Annotated in this window: 14 protein-coding genes; 8 read left to right on the top strand and 6 right to left on the bottom strand. The window is 60.3% G+C overall.

Features of this window, described 5'->3' with window-relative positions; all coding sequences use genetic code 11:
• Nucleotides 1-17: 17 nt before the first annotated feature.
• Nucleotides 18-2936, bottom strand: coding sequence for an error-prone DNA polymerase (locus tag ACR0J7_RS15315; protein ID WP_480914820.1), 2919 nt, complete (start codon nt 2934-2936; stop codon nt 18-20).
• 109 nt (nt 2937-3045) lie between these two features.
• Here ACR0J7_RS15315 and ACR0J7_RS15310 point away from each other — a divergent pair, with 109 nt between their 5' ends.
• Complete coding sequence (locus ACR0J7_RS15310; RefSeq protein WP_267364402.1) at nt 3046-3510, top strand: DUF1203 domain-containing protein; 465 nt, start codon at nt 3046-3048, stop codon at nt 3508-3510.
• On the opposite strand, the gene ACR0J7_RS15305 is transcribed toward ACR0J7_RS15310, so the two are convergent.
• Nucleotides 3507-4499: an ABC transporter ATP-binding protein gene (locus ACR0J7_RS15305; RefSeq protein ID WP_480914837.1), complete on the bottom strand. Its 993-nt coding sequence runs from the start codon at nt 4497-4499 to the stop codon at nt 3507-3509. The genes ACR0J7_RS15310 and ACR0J7_RS15305 overlap by 4 nt on opposite strands.
• Nucleotides 4500-4586: 87 nt before the next feature.
• Here ACR0J7_RS15305 and ACR0J7_RS15300 point away from each other — a divergent pair, with 87 nt between their 5' ends.
• Nucleotides 4587-4766 (top strand): zinc-finger domain-containing protein, encoded by a 180-nt coding sequence (locus ACR0J7_RS15300; protein ID WP_267364399.1) that lies wholly within the window; start codon nt 4587-4589, stop codon nt 4764-4766.
• Nucleotides 4767-4892: 126 nt separating this feature from the next.
• Nucleotides 4893-7694, top strand: coding sequence for a DNA polymerase I (gene polA / locus ACR0J7_RS15295; protein WP_480914818.1), 2802 nt, complete (start codon nt 4893-4895; stop codon nt 7692-7694).
• A gap of 43 nt (nt 7695-7737) precedes the next feature.
• Here polA and ACR0J7_RS15290 read toward each other — a convergent pair whose 3' ends face one another.
• Together ACR0J7_RS15290 and ACR0J7_RS15285 are read right to left on the bottom strand one after the other, a co-directional pair.
• The gene (locus tag ACR0J7_RS15290; protein ID WP_480914817.1) at nt 7738-7977 is read right to left on the bottom strand and encodes a DUF2798 domain-containing protein; all 240 of its coding nucleotides are present in this window, start codon (nt 7975-7977) and stop codon (nt 7738-7740) included.
• 44 nt (nt 7978-8021) lie between these two features.
• Nucleotides 8022-8786, bottom strand: a complete 765-nt coding sequence (locus ACR0J7_RS15285; RefSeq protein WP_480871071.1) for a hydroxypyruvate isomerase family protein — start codon at nt 8784-8786, stop codon at nt 8022-8024.
• Between the two features lie 268 nt (nt 8787-9054).
• Here ACR0J7_RS15285 and ACR0J7_RS15280 point away from each other — a divergent pair, with 268 nt between their 5' ends.
• Nucleotides 9055-9909: a DMT family transporter gene (locus ACR0J7_RS15280; RefSeq protein WP_480914816.1), complete on the top strand. Its 855-nt coding sequence runs from the start codon at nt 9055-9057 to the stop codon at nt 9907-9909.
• Here ACR0J7_RS15280 and ACR0J7_RS15275 read toward each other — a convergent pair.
• Entirely contained in the window at nt 9892-10467 is a 576-nt protein-coding gene (locus ACR0J7_RS15275; RefSeq protein WP_480914814.1) for a DUF1285 domain-containing protein, read from the bottom strand. The two genes, ACR0J7_RS15280 and ACR0J7_RS15275, sit on opposite strands and share 18 nt — an antisense overlap.
• A gap of 64 nt (nt 10468-10531) precedes the next feature.
• On the opposite strand from ACR0J7_RS15275, the gene ACR0J7_RS15270 reads away from it, so the two are divergent.
• Genes ACR0J7_RS15270 through ACR0J7_RS15255 form a run of 4 tightly spaced genes read left to right on the top strand, consistent with a single transcriptional unit; the run spans nt 10532 to nt 17209 of the window.
• The gene (locus ACR0J7_RS15270; RefSeq protein WP_267365919.1) at nt 10532-11539 is read left to right on the top strand and encodes an AAA family ATPase; all 1008 of its coding nucleotides are present in this window, start codon (nt 10532-10534) and stop codon (nt 11537-11539) included.
• Nucleotides 11536-12411 (top strand): DUF58 domain-containing protein, encoded by an 876-nt coding sequence (locus ACR0J7_RS15265; protein ID WP_480914811.1) that lies wholly within the window; start codon nt 11536-11538, stop codon nt 12409-12411. Before ACR0J7_RS15270 ends, ACR0J7_RS15265 begins: the two co-directional genes overlap by 4 nt.
• Nucleotides 12408-15170, top strand: a complete 2763-nt coding sequence (locus tag ACR0J7_RS15260; RefSeq protein ID WP_480914809.1) for a DUF4159 domain-containing protein — start codon at nt 12408-12410, stop codon at nt 15168-15170. The genes ACR0J7_RS15265 and ACR0J7_RS15260 overlap by 4 nt, the downstream gene beginning before the upstream one ends.
• The gene (locus ACR0J7_RS15255) at nt 15167-17209 is read left to right on the top strand and encodes a hypothetical protein (RefSeq protein WP_480909951.1); all 2043 of its coding nucleotides are present in this window, start codon (nt 15167-15169) and stop codon (nt 17207-17209) included. The genes ACR0J7_RS15260 and ACR0J7_RS15255 overlap by 4 nt, the downstream gene beginning before the upstream one ends.
• Nucleotides 17210-17229: 20 nt before the next feature.
• Here ACR0J7_RS15255 and pbpC read toward each other — a convergent pair whose 3' ends face one another.
• Nucleotides 17230-19287 carry a penicillin-binding protein 1C gene (gene pbpC, locus ACR0J7_RS15250; RefSeq protein WP_480482677.1) on the bottom strand — a complete coding sequence of 686 codons (2058 nt, stop codon included), beginning with the start codon at nt 19285-19287 and terminating at the stop codon, nt 17230-17232.
• Between the last annotated feature and the right edge of the window lie 31 nt (nt 19288-19318).

The raw sequence follows: 19318 nt of genomic DNA, 5'->3' as shown, positions 1-19318 counted from the left end.
GATAGGGTGTTCCGGGGTTACGGAACAGAGGTGGTTTTGTCGCGCCCATCCGGTGTCAGCAGATGCCGCAGCAGGGCCACCGGGTGCGCCCGCAGGCTGAGGCGGGTGGCGACGTAATCTTCGACCACCTGTTCGCCCAGCGTCATTTGCGGCAGATAAGCCTCGGGTTCGTCCAGCGCCTCGCCCTCCAGATCTTGCGAAAACAGGGGCAGAGGCTTGGCTGTGGCAATTGCCTTGGCCTGCCACAGCGCCTCGCGCCGGGTCAGGTCGCAGGCGGCGAAGGCATCAGCCTCGGCCAGCCGTTCGATCACCGACGGCCCAAGGCCTGCGCGGCGCCAGACATCGTCGACCTGGGTGTAGCCGTTGCCGCGCGCGGCGGTCAGCCAGCTGGCATCTTCCTCGCTCAGGCCCTTGATCTGGCGAAAGCCCAGCCGCAGCGCTAGCCCGCCATGACCATCAGGCTCCATCACATTGTCCCAAAAGCTGGCATTGATGCAGACCGGGCGCACCTGCACCCCATGCTCGCGCGCATCCCGTACAATCTGGGCCGGCGCGTAGAACCCCATCGGCTGCGAGTTCAGCAGGGCGCAGGCGAAGATGCCCGGATGGTGGCATTTGATCCATGCCGAGGCATAGACCAGCAGCGCAAAACTGGCCGCGTGGCTTTCGGGGAAACCGTACGAGCCGAAGCCTTCGATCTGGGAAAAGCAACGTTCCGCGAAATCCTGTTCATACCCGTTGCGCTTCATCCCGCGCAAAAAGAGCGCGCGGAACTCGCTGACATTGCCATGTTTCTTGAAGGTCGCCAGCGAGCGGCGCAGCCGATCGGCCTGTTCCGGGGTGAAGCCCGCGCCGACAATGGCGATTTGCATCGCCTGTTCCTGAAACAACGGCACGCCCAGCGTTTTGCCCAGCACCTCGCCCAGCGCGTCCGAGGGGAAGCTGACCTCCTCCTCTCCGTTCCGGCGGCGGATATAGGGGTGGACCATGTCGCCCTGAATGGGGCCGGGGCGGATGATGGCAACCTCGATCACCAGATCATAGAAATTACGCGGCCGCATCCGCGGCAGGAAGTTCATCTGTGCACGTGATTCCACCTGAAACACGCCGATGCTGTCCGCCTTGCAGAGCATGTCATAGACTGCCGGATCCTCGGGTGGCAGGGTGGCAAGGGTATAGCTGGTCTGGTGGTGCTGGCCGATCAGGTCAAACGCCTTGCGGATGCAGGTGAGCATCCCGAGGCTGAGGACATCGACCTTGAGGATGCCAAGACTGTCGATATCGTCCTTGTCCCAGCAGATGACCGTGCGGCCCTCCATCGTGGCGTTTTCGATGGGGACAAGCTCATCCAGCCGACCCTCGGTGATGATGAATCCTCCCACATGCTGCGAGAGGTGGCGGGGAAAGCCGTCGATCTCATAAACCAGCATTAGAGTCTGTTTCAGGCGCCGATCTTCGGGGTCGAGACCAATTTCGCGCATCCGTTGCGCCTCAAGCCCCGAGGCCGAGAAAAAGCCCCAAAGCTGTGAGGAAAGCGCCGAGATTGTATCTTCGGTCAGGCCCATGGCGCGTCCAACCTCGCGGATGGCGCGTTTGCCGCGGTAATGGACCACCGTGGCACAGAGGCCCGCGCGTTCGCGGCCATAGCGGTCATAGATGTGCTGGATCACCTCTTCGCGGCGTTCATGTTCGAAATCGACGTCTATGTCTGGCGGTTCATCGCGCGCCTCGGAGACGAAGCGTTCAAACACCATGGTGCCCATCTCGGGGCTGACCTCGGTGATGCCGAGGCAAAAGCAAACGACCGAGTTGGCAGCCGATCCGCGCCCCTGGCAGAGGATGCTGCGCGAACGGGCGAAATGGACGATATCGCGGACGGTCAGGAAGTAGGGTTCGTATTTCAGCTTGCCGATCAGCGTCAGCTCATGCGCCAGCATTTTTTTCGCCTTTTCGGGCGCCCCGGCGGGATAACGCCATTTCAACCCCTCATGCGCCAGACGGTGCAGGCGCTGGGTCGGGGTTTCTTGTGTGCTGCCCTCGTTGGGGTATTCATAACGCAGCTCGTCCAGCGAGAACGTGAGTTGTTCGCTGAGCGCATAAGCGCGGGCAACGGCCCCCTCATGACCTTTGAAGATGCGTAGCATCTCGGCCTCGGAGCGCAGGCGCTGTTCACCATTGGCCAAAGCGTCCCGACCCAATGCATCCACTTTGCGACGCAGGCGGATGGCAGTCAGCACATCGCCCAGTTTGCGGCGGGTGCCGTGGTGCATCATCGGTGTCGCGCTGGCGAGCGTGAGGATGCCAAGCTGTTTTGCTTCAGTCTCTAATAAAGAGAAAAATGCGCTATCGGCGCCATCATACCGGGGGTGCATCAACAGATGCATCCGCCCGGCAAAGCGGCGCGTCAGCTGCTGCGCCTGTGTCCGCCACGCGCCCGCGCCGCCCGGAGAGCCCGCCGCCTGTGGCCACAGCAGCAGGTGGAGGCCATCGGAAGATTCGAGCAGGTCAGACAGGTGCAGGATGCAGTCGCCTTTCTCGGCGCGCAGGCGGCCTTTGGAGAGGATGCGACACAGGTTGGCCCAGCCCTGCCGGTTCAGGGGCAGAGCGGTGACCATGGGCGCATCGGTGAAGATCAGTCGCGCCGCCGGGATCAGGCGGGGAACCGCGTGGATGGGATAGGAGGGCGGCCTGGGGATGTGATCGGGGCAGGGTGGACCGATTGAGGTATTCTGCGCCTCCCACGCCAGCCGTTCGCGGACCTTGCGGGCGATCTCGCGCGCCTGAGTATGGGCGCGGACGATCCCGGCGACCGAGTTGTCATCGGCAATCGCAATGGCGGGTAGGCCCAGGGTGACGGCACGCTCCATATACTCCTCGGGGTGCGACGCCCCGGTGAGGAAGGTAAAATTCGACGTGATCGACAGCTCGGCATACATGGCGATTCCACATTATATTCACGTTTTGTTCTTTTTCGAGTCCTTTGCGCAGGAAACGGGTCGATTGGGTCCGGTCGCACGGGCATGGTCAGCAAAAAGGAGATCCGAGATGTTCAAAATCACCGCTTTGCCCACCAACGATGTACGCGCTCTTCAGGCAGGTGGCGCGGATGCATATGGTTCAACGCCGGAACGCGCTGTTTCGACGGGTGCAGGTAACCCGTGCCGCCACTGCCTGCGACATATCCCCGAGGGCGATGAGATGCTGATATTGGCACATCGACCTTTTTCAAAGACACATCCCTATGCGGAAACCGGCCCGATCTTTTTGTGTGCAACACCATGTGATCGGTACGAGGAAGACGCGCTGCCCGAAATTCTGACCACCTCGCCCGACTATCTGATCAAGGGCTACGGTACGGATGACAGGATCGTCTATGGCACTGGGGCGATCACGCCGACGGATCAGATCGGCGCAAAAGTCAGGGATATCTTTTCCCGATCCGACGTTGCCTATATTCACGTGCGATCCGCGCGGAATAACTGCTATCAGGCGCGAATAGACCGGGCTTAAAGCTTGACGCGGTGGATGCCCCGGCGTGGCTGATCCTGATCATCCGCCGGATGATCTTCGGTACGGGACGAGGTCAGGGCAAGGAATACATCCTCAAGATCGGCCTCTTCGGTGCGGACGTCGCGGATGCGGATATTCGCGGCGCGTACCGATTCCAGAACCTGTTCGGCGCTGGTCTGGATGTTTCGGTATTGCAGGACAAGGCTGCCATCATTGCGGAGAGCTGCCTCGACGCCTTCTGACGCAGGCAGATCAATGATCGGGCTGTCGGGCACAATCACCATGGTGCGGCTGTCCATGCGGCCCAGCAAGTTGGCCGTGCTGTCCTGCGCGACCTTTTCGCCGTGGTTGATAATGGCGATCTCGTCGCACATCTCCTGCGCTTCTTCCAAGTAGTGGGTGGTCAGGATGATGGTCATGCCCCGTTCGTTCAGCTTGCGCACATTGGCCCAGAGCATCTGGCGCAGTTCGATATCCACACCTGCTGTGGGCTCATCAAGCACAAGGATTTTCGGGTGATGCACCAGTGCTTTGGCCAGCAGCAACCGCCGCCGCATCCCGCCCGAAAGAGTGCGTGCATAGGCCTCGGCCTTGTCGCTTAGACCGACCAATTCCAGAATCTGATCACTGCGCCGTTGGGATTTCGGAACGCCATAGAGACCGGCCTGAACCTCAAGCGCGCCGCGCGGGGTGAAAAACGGGTCGAGGTTGAGCTCTTGTGGCATTACACCGATGGCCGATCGCGACTGGCGTGGACTCTGATCCTGATCGAAGCCCCAGATCGCCACGCGACCCGCCGATTTCACCACCAGACCAGCCAGGATATTGATCAGGGTCGATTTTCCGGCACCGTTCGGACCCAGCAGACCAAAAACCGAGCCGCGCGGGACGGTCAGGTCAATGCCTTTCAGCGCATGCTTTTCGGGCTGACCCTTGCCACCGCGATAGGTTTTGCGCAGCCCTTCGATCCTGATTGCCGCGTCGCACATGTGGCACTTGCCCCCGGTTTGATCATCGCTCATAAACGCACCTAATACATGCCCGCGTGGCCGACAACCGAAGAAGGACCGCCAGCCGTGACCATCGAAGCGCCGGAAACAAAGATCGTCGAAACCGCCCGTGTTGCCTGTGATGGCGGCGAAGGTGCGTTGGGTCATCCGCGCGTGTGGCTGCAAATTCCAGAAGACGCAGGCTGGGTCGAATGCCCCTATTGCGACTGCAAATATGTTCTGGCCGGGCATCAGACTGACGCCTGAGCTTGTGTTGCCCTGTGCGGGCATTGAGTATTTATGAAAAGATGAAGTTTGCGGCTGCGGTGCGGGTGGCTCTATCGTTGCGCCCGTGGCATTAGTGTTCTCGCAAACGATCAGAGAGGGCGCGAAATGACCACGAATTTCGGAAAAGGGTGTCACCTGCATCTGATTGACGGATCGGCCTTTATTTTCCGGGCTTATCATGCGCTGCCGCCACTGACCCGCAAGTCGGATGGGTTGCCGATTGGGGCTGTTTCGGGCTTTTGCAACATGCTGCAGAAATATGTCGAGGGAAACACCGGGGCAGATGCGCCGACCCATGTGGCGGTAATCTTTGATAAGGGTTCCCATACTTTCCGGAACGATCTTTATGACCTCTACAAGGCCAACCGCGAGGCGATGCCCGAGGATTTGCGCCCACAGATGCCGCTGACCCGCGAGGCGACAAAAGCGTTCAACATCGCCTGCAAGGAGATGGAGGGCTATGAGGCTGACGACATTATCGCGACCCTCGCTGTTCAGGCACGAGATGCGGGTGGCCGTGTGACCATCGTGAGTTCCGACAAGGACTTGATGCAGTTGGTCGGGGACGGCGTCGAAATGCTGGATGCGATGAAGAACAAACGCATTGACCGGGATGGCGTTGTCGAGAAGTTCGGGGTCGGACCGGAACGTGTGGTCGATGTTCAGGCGTTGGCCGGTGATAGCGTCGACAATGTTCCTGGCGCGCCGGGGATCGGGGTCAAGACGGCGGCTTTGCTGATCAACGAATTCGGCGACCTAGAGACCCTGCTGGACCGGGCAGATGAGATCAAGCAGCCCAAACGCCGCCAGACCCTGATCGAAATGCGAGACCAGATCGAGCTTTCGAAGAAACTAGTTCAACTGGACGAGAATACTCCGCTGGATTTCACCTTGGACGACCTTGAGGTGAGGGACCCCGATGCAGACACGCTGTTGGCGTTTCTAGCGGAGATGGAGTTCCGCACCCTCACCAAGCGCATCGCTGACAAGCTGGGGGTTGAGGCTCCGGTGATTGCCGACGCGCCTGCGCCAGCGGTGGCAGAGGTCGAGGCCGAGGTGATCCCGTTTGACAGTTCGAAATACGAATGCGTACGTGATGCAGCGGTCCTGCAAAAGTGGATTGACCAGGCCTATGAGCGTGGTTGGGTGGCTGTAGACACAGAGACCACGGGTCTGAACGAGATGATTGCCGGTCTGGTGGGTATTTCGCTGTGCGTCGAGGCCGGAGAAGCCTGTTACATCCCGTTGACCCACCGCGATGGATCAGCGGATGATCTGTTTGGATCGGATGCCTTGGCCGATGGGCAGATGCCATTGGATGAAGCCCTGAGGCTTTTGAAACCGGTGCTCGAGGATCCGTCGGTCCTCAAGATCGGGCAGAACATGAAATATGATGCTAAGATCTTCAGGCGGTATGGCATCGACGTGTCACCCATCGACGATACGATGCTGATGTCCTACGCCATGCATGGCGGTGAGCATGGGCATGGGATGGACACCCTGTCCGAGCGTTATCTGGGCCACACACCAATCCCGATCAAACCGCTGCTGGGGTCGGGAAAATCGGCAATTACCTTCGACAAGGTCGCGATTGACGAGGCCACGGCTTATGCCGCCGAAGATGCGGACATCACCTTGCGTTTGTGGCAGCTGTTCAAGCCGCAATTACACCGGGCGCAGGTGACCACGGTCTATGAGACGCTGGAACGGCCGCTTGTGCCGGTGCTGGCCGAGATGGAGATGCATGGCATCAAGGTCGACCGTGATGTCCTGAGCCGGATGTCCAACGCATTTGCCCAGAAAATGGCCGGATTAGAGGCTGAAATTCACGAGCTGGCCGGGGGAAGCTTTAATGTCGGATCGCCTGCTCAGCTGGGCGAAATTCTGTTCGACAAAATGGGTCTGGAAGGTGGCAAGAAAGGCAAGACCGGCAAATACTCGACCGGCGCTGATATTCTGGAAGACCTCGCAACCGAGCATGAACTGCCGCGCCGCGTTCTGGACTGGCGGCAGCTGAGCAAGCTGAAATCGACCTATACCGACGCGCTGCAGACCCATATCAACCCCGACACAGGTCGGGTGCATACGTCTTATTCGATCACCGGAGCAAATACAGGGCGTCTGGCCTCGACCGATCCGAACCTGCAAAACATTCCGGTGCGGACAGAAGAAGGGCGGCGTATTCGTGAGGCTTTCATCGCCGAGCCGGGCAATGTGTTGGTAAGCCTCGACTACAGCCAGATCGAGTTGCGGATTCTGGCCCATATCGCCGATATTTCGGCTCTGAAACAGGCGTTTTCGGACGGTTTGGATATTCACGCCATGACCGCGTCCGAGATGTTTGATGTGCCGTTGGATGAGATGACGCCTGATATCCGCCGTCAGGCAAAGGCAATCAACTTCGGCGTGATCTACGGCATCTCGGGCTTTGGTCTGGCCCGAAACCTGCGCATTCCGCGGGCCGAGGCGCAGGGCTTTATTGATCGTTATTTCGAACGTTTCCCAGGCATTCGCCGTTATATGGACGACACAGTCGAATTCGCGAAAGAGCACGGCTATGTGCAAACCCTGTTCGGGCGCAAGATTCACACGCCCGAGATCAATGCCAAAGGGCCACATGCCGGGTTCTCGCGCCGCGCAGCGATCAATGCGCCAATTCAAGGTACGGCGGCGGATGTGATCCGGCGCGCGATGGTGCGAATGCCGGACGCGATCGCCGGATTGCCTGCCAGGATGCTGTTGCAGGTTCACGACGAGTTGCTGTTCGAAGTGGCCGAAGATGCAGTGGATCAGGTGATCGACGTGGCCCGAGACGTGATGGAGGGCGCTTCGGATCCTGCGGTCAAACTGGATGTGAAGCTGGTCGTGGATGCCGGGAAGGGTGCAAACTGGGCCGAGGCGCACTAGCGGCGTTGTTCATCAGTCCTCGACGGTCTGCACTATCAGCGGGTCAGCCCTGCGGCCCGACCATACGGTTCACCATTCGTTGCACGGACGGGCCAAACAGCAGGATTACGGTGAAGGCGATGGGCCAGCAAAAAGCCCAGGACGCCATCCAGTCGCCAACTGTGCCGGGGTTAAACCCGATTGCTTTGACCGTCGCGATCCCCGTTACAATCAAGGACATGAGGCCGGACATGATCAGGCTGAAAACGGCACGGGCATAGCGGGCTGGTATCAAAGCAGGCATCCTAATGGTCGCAATGCCCTTGATTTGCGGTATCTGAATGAAAATTACCAGTGCAAGTCCCGCATCCAGTCGAGTGTGTCGCAGGTGCGTTGAATTGAGGGTGTGTATTCCGCGCTGATCCAGCCGCTATAACCTGCCGCGTCCATGGCCGAGAACAAGGCCTTGAAATCCGTTGGTCCGCGACCCGGTTCCGTGCGATCCGGGGCTGCGCCAACTTGGGTATGGACCACCTGCGGATGAAAGCGGTCCCAGACAGCCAGCGCGTCGCCATGGATCATATGGGCGTGAAAGCTGTCATATTGCAGGCCGACATTCGGGCGATTCACCTGGTTGAGAACCTCTGCTGCCAGATCGTAATCGTTCAAAAAATATCCGGGCTGTGAAACCGGGTTGAGCGGCTCGATGGTGAATTGTTGCTGTGGGGCGAAATCGGCGGCCCATTGCAGATTTTGCACAAAACAACTCAATGCATCCGGCCCGGTGGCGTACCCGGACATGATGTGGATCAGACCGGGGCGTAGCACCCCTGCATATCGCAGGACACGGCGAATGTCCGACTGGAACCGCGATTGACCATCGGGGATTGCTGCGTAACCCGGCGCACCGCCGGTGTAGTTGGGCGGTGGCGCGTTGATCAGCACAAGCTCCAACCCGTTGGCAAGCAAGGCGCGGCGGGTTTCCGTCGCGGCGATGTCGTAAGGAAACAATACTTCGACCGCTGTGAACCCGGCATCTGACGCAGCCTGAAACCGCTCCAGGTAAGGCATTTCGGTAAATAGCAGTGAAAGGTTGGCAGCAAATCTGGGCATGAGCGGTCAGTGGTTGTGTTGATCCGACCATAACCAAGGGATGATTTTCGGGGAAGGGATCGAAAACGACAGATTGTCGAAAATCGACCAGATCGCTTGCACCGAATCAGCAAGGGTCCGCACAGCGCGGCGCGTCATTACGGGTGCCGTCTTAACAAAAGGTCCGAATCCAATGGCGATGAGCCCGGAACCCGTACGCGGGGCAACTACCGCTATGTCTGGTGGCCAAAACCCTGCGTTGTCAGGGAATGGGCTGGCGGTTGCCTCCATGATTACCTGGGCAGCGGGGTTCCCGGCGGCGGAAGTTTTGCTGCAAACCTGGCCCCCTGTTGCATTGCTGACCGCGCGCCTGGCGCTGGCGATTGCCGTTCTGATACCGGTCTGGATCCTGCTGGATGGCCCCAGCAGAGTGTTACGCGCAAGATGGGGTCGGGCGATGGTTGTCGGCGGCTTTGGTTTTGGCTTTGCCATGTTTCTGCTGATCCTTGCGCAGAAAATGACGGACCCGGTGACAGTCGCGATCATTGCATCCTGCGCGCCTTTGCTTGCAACGGTATTGGAGCTGATGGCAGGAACCCGACGGCTGAAGTGGACCTTTGCGTTGGGTGTTCTGGTGTCGGTTCTGGGTGGGCTGATTGCAACCAGCACCGCCGCGCCCGAACAACTGGGGCTGGGCGCGGTTCTGGCGATCCTTGCAACGGGCCTGTTTTGCTGGGGTAGCATGACCACTGCGCGCGACTTCCCCGAACTCAGTCAGATCGGGCGCTGTACAATTACTTTCGTCGGTGGGTTGCTCATGGCCGCAGTGCTGAGTTTTGGGGCGGCCCAGCTGGGCATGGATGTGCTGCCAACCGCCGCCATTGATGGGCAGCAATGGGGGATGCTTGGGATCTATGCCTTGATATCACTGGGGCTCAGCCAAGTGTTGTTCATCTCGGCCGTGGGAAAGCTGGGCGTGGCGCTGGCTTCGTTTCACATCAATATCGCCCCGTTTTACGTGATGCTGATCATGCTGATGCTGGGGGAAGACTGGAACTGGACCCGTGCGCTGGGCGCGGGCGTAGTCGCCTTTGCCGTCGTGCTGGCCCAGGATCGCGCTCCACGGTCAGCCAAGATCGGCTGAAGGGATCAGCGGGAAGAATTGCCCACCTGACCAGACACCAAACCAGCCCTCATGGTGGCTGCCAATCTCGACAAGGCGATAGAAGCTTTTGCGATCTATGCGCGCTTCGAGGTTGGCGCGGATCAATATGTAGGGTGACGGTTCTTCTGTTTCGGGATCAATAACAACCCGGATCGGATGCCCAGGACCTGCAACAGCGATGTCGTCCACTTGTGTGCGAAAGGTCAGGTCTTGCGTCTGACCTTCGCCGGTTTGCTCGAAATCCACGGCGATGAACGGCGCGTCCTCGACAGTGATTCCCACCTTTTCAACCGGCGTGACCAGATAGTATTTCCCGTCTTCTTTCTTAAGAATTGAGGAAAAAAGCTTCACAAGCTCGAACCGATTGATGGGCGAGCCTAAATAACTCCATGTACCATCTTTTGCGACACGGATGTCCAGATCGCCACAAAACGGAGGATTCCACAGGTGAACGGGCGGTAAACCCCGGGTTTTGGCGGCTTTTACCGATGCGGCCAATCCGTCGGGCGAGGGTTTCACAGGTTTTTGTCCGCTCATTGCTTTTGCCATTTCCTCTCAGCGCGATACACTTCAATCATATTCGTCCACGGAAGGGAAAGTCATGAACGAACCTGCCGACCTCGTAGCCGAGATCGAAGCGCTGGAAAACAAGCTGCAAGAGGCCAAGGCCTCGATCACCCGCCGCTTCATCGGGCAGGAAAGGGTCGTTGACCTGACCCTGGCTGCGCTTTTGTGCGGTGGTCACGCCCTTCTGATCGGTCTGCCGGGCTTGGGCAAGACGCGTCTGGTTGAAACCCTGTCAACGGTGATGGGGCTGCATGGCAATCGCATTCAGTTTACGCCCGACCTGATGCCAGCCGATATTCTTGGATCTGAGGTGTTGGATACGGCCGATGATGGCAGCCGTCATTTCCGTTTCATTCCCGGCCCGATCTTCTGTCAGCTGCTGATGGCGGATGAAATCAACCGCGCAAGCCCGCGAACGCAATCCGCGCTGCTGCAGGCGATGCAGGAACGTACGGTAACAGTAGCCGGTGAGGACCGTTCCCTTGGTGTGCCATTCCACGTTCTGGCCACGCAAAACCCGATCGAACAGGAAGGCACCTATCCCCTGCCCGAAGCGCAGCTGGACCGGTTTCTTGTGCAGATCGATGTAGAATACCCCGACCGCCAGACCGAGCGGGATATTCTGCTGGCCACGACCGGTGTTGACGAAGACGAAGCACATCAGATTTTCAGTAAGGAAGAGTTGCTGGCTGCGCAGGTCCTGCTGCGTCGGATGCCCGTCGGGGACTCGGTTGTCGAGCTGATCCTTGATCTGGTGCGGGCCTTCCGCCCTGAAGAAGCGGGTGTATCCGAACGGGTTGCCGAAACCGTCGCGTGGGGTCCCGGGCCACGCGCTGCGCAGGCGCTGATGATGACGGTTCGGGCACGTGCGATGTTGCAGGGGCGTCTGGCACCCAATGCCGAGGATGTGCTGGACATGGCGCGCCCGGTGCTTAGCCACCGGATGGCTCTCAACTTTGCGGCACGGGCACGCGGCGACAGTTTGGCCGACCTGATCGACTCGACTGCTGTCGGGTTGATTCGGACCGAGGCGGCAGCGTGAATGCCGCGCTGACCCTTCGCGAAAGATCCGAGGCCGAGGCATCGCGGCTGCCGCCCCTTTTGGCGCGGGCCGAGCATCTGGCGGGTACCGTTCTGCTGGGTGACCATGGACGGCGGCGCTCTGGCATGGGGGATGATTTCTGGCAATACCGCCCAGCGCAGATCGGCGACAGTCGCCGGATGATCGACCACCGCCGCTCGGCGCGTGGAGATCAGCAATATGTGCGGGAACGCGAATGGCAGATCGCGCAATCGGTAATGCTTTGGGTCGATCAGGGGGCGTCGATGCGGTTTGCGTCCGACAAATCGTTGCCGACCAAAGCGGACCGAGCCCGGCTTTTGGGGCTGGCAACGTCAATCCTGCTGGTCCGCGGCGGTGAACGCGTTGGCCTGACCGGCACGACATTGCCGCCCCGGCGCGGCAATGCGCAGATCATCCGGCTGGCGCAAGCCTGGTCCGAGGATGATCAAACGGATTACGCGCCACCCGAACATCGCGCCATGATCCCGCATGCCCGTGCCGTATTCATTTCGGATTTTCTTGGTCCAATGGATGAAGTTGAACTGGCCCTGACCAAAGCCGCAGACCGTGGTGTTCGCGGCGTAATCCTTCAGGTGCTGGACCCAGGAGAAGAGACATTTCCTTATCGTGGGCGTACGATTTTCGAAAGCGTTGGAGGGTCCGTCCGGCACGAAACGCTCAAGGCGGCAGAGCTGCGGGACCGCTATCTGCAACGCCTCGCCCACCGCAAGGATGCGCTGACGCAGCTTTGCCGGGCGACTGGCTGGCAAATGGGCCTGCATCACACGGGCGATAGCGCACAAGCGGCTCTGTTATGGCTTTATCGGGCCTTGGACGGGGGAACGCGATGACGGTTCTGGCGGGCATCGGCTTTACCGCTCCATGGGTTCTGCTGGGTCTTCTGACCCTGCCGATCCTTTGGCTGATCCTGCGCGCGGTGCCGCCAGCGCCGATCCGCCGGATGTTCCCGGCGGTGACGCTGCTGCTGGGCCTAAAGGATGATGAAAGCGTTTCGGACCGCACGCCGTGGTGGCTGTTGCTGCTGCGGATGCTGGCAGCTGCGGCGGTGATCATAGGTCTGGCCGGTCCGGTTCTGAACCCGTCGCGGGATGAGATCGGGTCCGGGCCGCTGCTGATGGTGCTGGACGCCAGTTGGGCAGGCGCGACCCGATGGCCCGCCACGCTGGATCAGATCGATGCGCAACTGACCGAGGCTGGTCGCGCGGGGCGCACAGTGGCTATCCTGCGCCTGACCGAACCAGAAACACCCGTTTTTCAGGCGGCCGAGGCATGGCGAGGGCATTTGCCGGGATTGATGCCCAACCCATGGCAGCCGACCGAACCTCAGATCGCACAGACCATTGCGGCACTAAATTCAATTGATGGCGGGTTTGATACCCATTGGTTCAGTGACCGGCTGGATTACGCGGATCATGCGGCGCTGGTCTCCAGCTTGCAGGCTCGTGGCGATGTGGTGGTTTATCAGGCGGCGTCCCGGCCCATGGCGATCCTGCCTGCCGCTTATCAGGACGGGTTGATCCAATTGACAGTGCAGCGCGCAGGCCCCGGACCCGAGGAACGTGTGACTGTATTGGCACAAGGGCGCGACCCGGCCGGAACGGCGCGTGTGCTACATTCAGTGGAACTGACCCTGGAAGCCGGGAACGCTTCGGCGCAGGTCGATCTGGCGCTGCCATCCGAACTCCGCGCGCGGATCACGCGGTTCGAAATCCAGGGCCAAAGGTCTGCCGGGGCCGTGACCCTGACCGATGACAGCCTGCGTCGGCGCGAGGTCGCGCTGATTGCCGGGAGTTTGAACCGCGAAGGTCTGGAGCTGCTGTCACCCCTGCATTATCTGACTCAGGTCCTGAGCCCCACGGCGGATTTCGTCGATGGTGGCCTACCCGAAGTTCTGCCCGCCAATCCGGATGTCATTGTTCTGTCAGATGTGGCCCAGATGTCGGAACCGGAAAAGGCGGACCTGATTGAATGGGTCGAACAGGGCGGTTTGTTGCTGCGCTTTGCCGGCCCGCGCATGGCGGCCAGCGATCTTGGGCGTGACACCGAAGACACCCTGCTGCCTGCACGGCTGCGCAGCGGTGGGCGATCTGTCGGCGGCGCGATGAGCTGGGGTGAGGCCAAGACCTTGGCACCATTCCCCGAAACCTCGCCCTTCTATGGACTGGACATCCCTGATGACGTGGTCGTTTCCACTCAGGTCATGGCACAACCAGACCCTAACTTGGCGGATCGCGTAATTGCCTCACTGTCTGACGGCACGCCTTTGGTGACTCGTAAGGCGTTGGGGTTGGGGCAGGTGGTGTTGTTCCATGTGACCGCCGATGCAGAATGGTCGAGCCTGCCACTGTCGGGCCTGTTCGTTGAAATGCTGGATCGGCTGGCCGTGGCTTCGGCTGCAAAGTCCCGGCAAGAGGCCCAGTTACTGGGAACAACATGGGAGCCGGTACAAATCATGGACGGGTTTGGCACCTTGACAGATGCCGGAACCCTGGCCGGTGTCGACGGGGTTGAACTGATATCGGGCCAGATCGGGCCGGAACTGCGTCCGGGGCTTTATGAAAGCGGCAAGCAGAAGCTGGCGTTGAACGTCGTCTCGGAAGAAACCCAGCTGCGTCCCGTTGTCTGGCCCGCGAATGTGCCGATCAAAGGGCAGGAGGTCAGTACGGAAACGCCGCTCGGTGGCCTGTTGCTCAGCCTTGCGCTGATTTTGCTGACAGTCGATGTTATTGCATCGCTTGCTTTGTCGGGCAGGTTGGGTCTGGCCCGGACGACGGCCGCTGCGCTGGCTGCCTTTCTGCTAGTACCCGAAGGTCACGCGCAAACGCCTGAGGACACCGAGTTTGCATTGGCTGCGACCCACGAACTGGTATTGGCGCATGTCCTGACTGGCGACGCTCAGGTGGATGATATTGCGCAAGCCGGGTTGCGGGGACTTGGTCAAACCCTGTTCTATCGCACATCGGTCGAACCGGCAGACCCCATTGGTGTTGATCTGGAACGGGATGAACTGGCGTTCTTTCCGTTGCTTTATTGGCCGATCTCAGCAAGCCAGTCGCAACCTTCGGCCGAGGCTTATGTGAAGCTAAACGCCTATCTGCGGTCCGGGGGGATGATCCTGTTTGACACGCGTGACGCGGATATCGCCGGTTTCGGTGCCTCCAGCCCAAATGGCCGCAAACTGCAACAACTGGCCGGACCGCTGAATATACCTGCATTAGAGCCGATTCCGCGCGATCATGTTCTGACACGCACGTTCTACCTGTTACAGGATTTTCCGGGCCGATATTCAGGCACCGAGGTTTGGGTTGAAGCCGCGCCACTGGATGCAGAACAGATCGACGGGATGCCTTTCCGCAATCTGAACGACAATGTGACGCCGGTGGTCATCGGCGGCAATGACTGGGCCGGTGCCTGGGCGGTGGATCGCCACGGGCAGGCCCTGTTGCCCGTCGGGCGCGGTTATGCCGGGGAACGGCAACGCGAGTTGGCCAATCGTTTTGGTGTCAATCTGGTGATGCATGTGCTGACGGGGAACTACAAATCCGATCAGGTTCACGTGCCCGCCCTTCTGGACAGGTTGGGACAATGACAGGAACCGTCATCTTCGATCCGCTGATCCCGTGGGCGATGCTGCTTGTCGTGGGTATGATTGCCGTGGCCGGGGTCGTGATGGCCTTGTGGCGCGGATTGTCGGGATGGGCCTTGCGTGGGTTGGCGGCGCTGGTGATCATCGCTGCGCTGTCCGGCCCGGTCTATCAGATCGAAGATCGTGCACCGCTGACAGATATCGTTCTGATGTTCGAGGATGAAAGCGCCAGCCAGACGCTTTCAGATCGGGCGGAACAAACAGCAATGGCCGCAGATGACCTAGCCGCAGAGATCGAGGCACGCGACAATACAGAACTGCGCCGTATCCGGGTTGGCGATGGTGAAGGTGATGAGGGCACGCAGATCATGGCAGCCCTGAACGAAGCCCTGGCGGAAGAGCCGCGCGCGCGTATCGCAGGTATCCTCGTGGTGTCAGATGGGATCGTGCATGATGCCGATCAGGCCCCGGATCTGCCCGCGCCGATGCACCTGCTGCAAACCGGGCGGGAAAGCGACTGGGATCGCAGGCTTATTGTCCGAAACGCCCCTGCTTTCGCCATCATTGGTGAATCGGTGACCTTGACCCTGCGCGTCGAAGACAGCGGAGCTGCCCCCGCAGGTGCAACATCTGCGCCGCTGGAAATTTCGGTGGATGGGGGCGAGCCCGAGCAGTTCAGCATTCCAATCGGTCGCGATGTCGAACTGCCCGTCACATTGCCCCATGGCGGGCGCAACGTGATCCAGTTTTCCGTCCCTCAGGCTGAGGGCGAGTTGACCGACCGCAACAACACGGCCCTGATCCAGATGAATGGCGTAAGGGACCGCCTGCGTGTGCTGCTGGTCTCGGGTGAACCGCATCCGGGCGGTCGCACGTGGCGTAACCTGTTGAAATCTGATAGTTCTGTTGATCTGGTGCATTTCACCATCCTGCGCCCGCCCGAGAAACAGGACGGTGTGCCCGTTGACGAGCTGTCGCTGATCGCCTTTCCGACGCGTGAGTTGTTTCTGGAAAAGATCAACGATTTCGACCTGATCATCTTTGACCGCTACAAGCGGCGCGGGATTCTGCCTGCGATTTATCTGGACAATGTCACAAGCTACATCAACGAAGGCGGCGCGGTCCTGGTTGCCGCCGGACCTGATTTCGCCGGTGCCGACAGCATCTTCCGCTCGCCCCTGGCGCCAGTTCTGCCTGCTCAGCCAACCGCGCGGGTGATCGAGGAACGATATGTGCCGATGGTCAGTGATCTGGGGCATCGTCACCCTGTCACGACCAACCTTGGAGAATCCGAGGATTGGGGGGCGTGGTTGCGACAGATCGACGTGAAACATCGCTCGGGCGACGTGCTGATGACCGGGGTCGAGGATCGTCCGCTGCTTGTCCTGAACCGTGTCGGCGAAGGGCGCGTTGCGATGCTTGCGTCTGACCATGCCTGGCTTTGGAGTCGTGGCTTCGAAGGAGGGGGTCCGCAGCTGGAGCTGTTGCGCAGGCTGGCCCATTGGATGATGAAAGAACCGGAACTGGAAGAAGAGGCGTTGTGGGCCGAGGCCAACGGTCAGTCCATGCGCATCATTCGTCAGACGCTCGGGACAGAAGTCGGCCCGGTAACAGTCACCTTACCGAATGGCGAAACGTTGGAGATTGCCTTGAAAGAGGTTTCTCCGGGTCGGTTTGAAGCGCAGTATTACGGCCCCGAGATCGGCCTTTATCGTTTGCAGGAAGGCGACCACATGGCTGTGATCGGCCTTGGCCCTGCTGCACCGAAGGAGTTCGAGCGCACCATCGCGACTGGTGATGTCCTTGAACCGGTGCTGGCCGGGTTGCGGGGCGGTGTGATCCAACTGGAAGATGGGCTGCCGTCGATCCGCAACGTGCGCGCCGGACGCCCCGCCGCCGGGCGGGGCTGGATCGGTCTGACTCCACGCAACGCGTATGAGACGCGGGATGTCACGCAGGCCGGGTTGCTGCCGCCCTGGCTTGTCTTGCTGCTGGCTGGAGGCTTTCTGCTGGGCGGTTGGCTGCGGGAAGGGCGGCGTTAACGCTGGCCCATTGCTGTTCTTTAACGGGAACCGGGCGCGCTCTGGTCGATCCGGAACGAGGCCCGGTCGGATTGGCCCTGTGCATCCACCACCACAAGTGAGGTAAATCCGGGTCCGGGATTGGGAATTTCGAATTCTCGCTGCCGTTGCCCGGTCAAGACAGGCACGCCGTTGGTCAAAACGGAAAACGGCCCGACACCACCGCGTAGTTTCACCGTGAGAGGGCTCCCGAAAGTCTCTAACACAGCGTTTTCTGGTGGAAACAACAGATCAGGTGCGGTTTGGTCCGTTTCGAAAGCCGCCGCGCGGGGCCGGAAACGTTGCAACGGTTGCGGCAATTGCGCCGCGCCAACCAACAGTGTTGATGGTGGCGGTGGGCGCAGGGGCGTGAGTTCGGGTTTCAGCAGGCCGAAAGCCTCGGTCAGAAGCGGCGCGGCAACGTCCCCTCCGAATGCGCCGGGAACAGGTGTGCCATCCGCGCGTCCCAGCCAGACCCCGATGACATGCTGCCCGTCAAAACCAATGGCCCAGGCATCGCGGTGCCCATAAGAGGTTCCCGTTTTGAAGGCCAGCGCCCCTGAAGTGCTGCCCGTGGGTGGTGTGATCCCGGATAGGATATCCGCAATCTGCCATGCTGAGGTTTCGGACAAAACACGAGAGGTGAGCCGTGCATCAGCCAGGGCGTCATGGCGCAGAATCGGGCCTTGCCCACCAGCGGCCAGCGTCACGTAGATCTGCACAAGATCATGCAAGCTCAGACCGACGCCACCCAAGGATATTGCCAATCCGGGTGTACCACTGCTCAGGCGCGGTTCTGATCCTGCTGTCCGCAGTGCTGCCATCACGCGCGCAGGGCCCAGCTCGTGCGTCAGGCGCACGACAGGGATATTCAGCGACAATTGCAGCGCGTCCCGAACCCTTACATCGCCCCTGAAAACGCCATCGAAGTTTCGCGGGGCGTAACGCCCGAACATCACCGGGCTATCGCGGATCAGGGTTTCCGGATGGGCCAGCCCCTGATCGAATGCCAGCCCGTAAACCAGAGGTTTCAGCGTCGATCCGGGCGACCGCACGGCTTGGGTCATATCCACGAACCCTTGTCGTGCATCCTGATACCCGGCTGACCCGACCGAGGCCAAAATCTTACCGTCGCGATGATCTGCCACGATCAGCGCAGCGGACACGTGCGGCCCGACGCGCGCGGCGGCCCGAGCGACCACAGTTTCCAACCGGGCTTGCACCCCTGCATCCAGGGTCAGATCAAATACACCGGTTGCACGGGTTTGGCCTTTCACGCGGTCGGTCAGATGGGGTGCAAGGCGCGGAAACGGGATCATTCGACCAGGAATGGTTTCCGTCAGGGCTGCGTGCATTTCAGCCTTGGTCAATACGCCGTAGCGCTCCAACCTGCGCAAAATCCGATCTCGGGCAATTTGGGCTGCCTTGGGTCTGCGATCCGGGCGTCGCGCCTCCGGGGATTGCGGCAAAGCGACCAGCAGGGCCGCCTGTGCGGCGGTCAAACGGGTTGCTTCTTTGCCGAACCAGGCGCGTGCACCGGCACGGATACCTTCCAGATTGCCGCCATAGGGGGCATGGGTCAGGTAGAGGTTCAGGATCTGTGTCTTGCTCAGCTGCCGCTCCAGCGCCAATGCGACCCTAATCTGGCGAAACTTGCCACTCCAGCGTCCGGTCGATCCATCTTCGATCAGCCGCGCGACCTGCATGGTCAGGGTTGACCCGCCTGAAACAGCGCGCCCGCTCCAAAGGCTTTGCCCGGCTGCGCGCAGCAACGCGACAGGGTCCACGCCCGCGTGGGTCCAGAAACGTTTATCTTCGTACCGGATCAGCATAGCGGTGAAATTGGGATCGACCGCACCGGGTTGCAGCCTCCAGATGCCATCTGCAATCGGGAACACGCGCAGAAGGTCACCGTTACGATCCCGCATCTCGACCGAGGTTTCAGTCAGAACGGGCGGCAGCACTGTGGCGTCGACCCAGCGGTCAACACCATCCCGCGCCAACGCCGCCAGATAGAGAGCACCGGCCAACGCAAATAACAGGCGCGGCACCCTAGGCATGAGAGCCGCCCAAACAGGGGTATGAACGACG

It is taken from the genome of Ruegeria sp. O4 (assembly GCF_056535125.1).
The sequence above is the reverse complement of the archived record's forward strand: the minus strand, read 5'-3'. Positions and strand labels throughout refer to the sequence as shown.

Excerpts from the sequence above, each read along its gene's own strand:
- ACR0J7_RS15305 (WP_480914837.1), bottom strand. The coding sequence starts at position 4,499 with ATGTGCGACGCGGCAATCAGGATCGAAGGGCTGCGCAAAACCTATCGC.
- ACR0J7_RS15290 (WP_480914817.1), bottom strand. The coding sequence starts at position 7,977 with ATGCCTGCTTTGATACCAGCCCGCTATGCCCGTGCCGTTTTCAGCCTG.
- ACR0J7_RS15315 (WP_480914820.1), bottom strand. The coding sequence starts at position 2,936 with ATGTATGCCGAGCTGTCGATCACGTCGAATTTTACCTTCCTCACCGGG.
- ACR0J7_RS15280 (WP_480914816.1), top strand. The coding sequence starts at position 9,055 with ATGATTACCTGGGCAGCGGGGTTCCCGGCGGCGGAAGTTTTGCTGCAA.
- ACR0J7_RS15310 (WP_267364402.1), top strand. The coding sequence starts at position 3,046 with ATGTTCAAAATCACCGCTTTGCCCACCAACGATGTACGCGCTCTTCAG.
- pbpC (WP_480482677.1), bottom strand. The coding sequence starts at position 19,287 with ATGCCTAGGGTGCCGCGCCTGTTATTTGCGTTGGCCGGTGCTCTCTAT.
- ACR0J7_RS15260 (WP_480914809.1), top strand. The coding sequence starts at position 12,408 with ATGACGGTTCTGGCGGGCATCGGCTTTACCGCTCCATGGGTTCTGCTG.
- ACR0J7_RS15275 (WP_480914814.1), bottom strand. The coding sequence starts at position 10,467 with ATGAGCGGACAAAAACCTGTGAAACCCTCGCCCGACGGATTGGCCGCA.
- ACR0J7_RS15255 (WP_480909951.1), top strand. The coding sequence starts at position 15,167 with ATGACAGGAACCGTCATCTTCGATCCGCTGATCCCGTGGGCGATGCTG.
- polA (WP_480914818.1), top strand. The coding sequence starts at position 4,893 with ATGACCACGAATTTCGGAAAAGGGTGTCACCTGCATCTGATTGACGGA.
- ACR0J7_RS15270 (WP_267365919.1), top strand. The coding sequence starts at position 10,532 with ATGAACGAACCTGCCGACCTCGTAGCCGAGATCGAAGCGCTGGAAAAC.
- ACR0J7_RS15285 (WP_480871071.1), bottom strand. The coding sequence starts at position 8,786 with ATGCCCAGATTTGCTGCCAACCTTTCACTGCTATTTACCGAAATGCCT.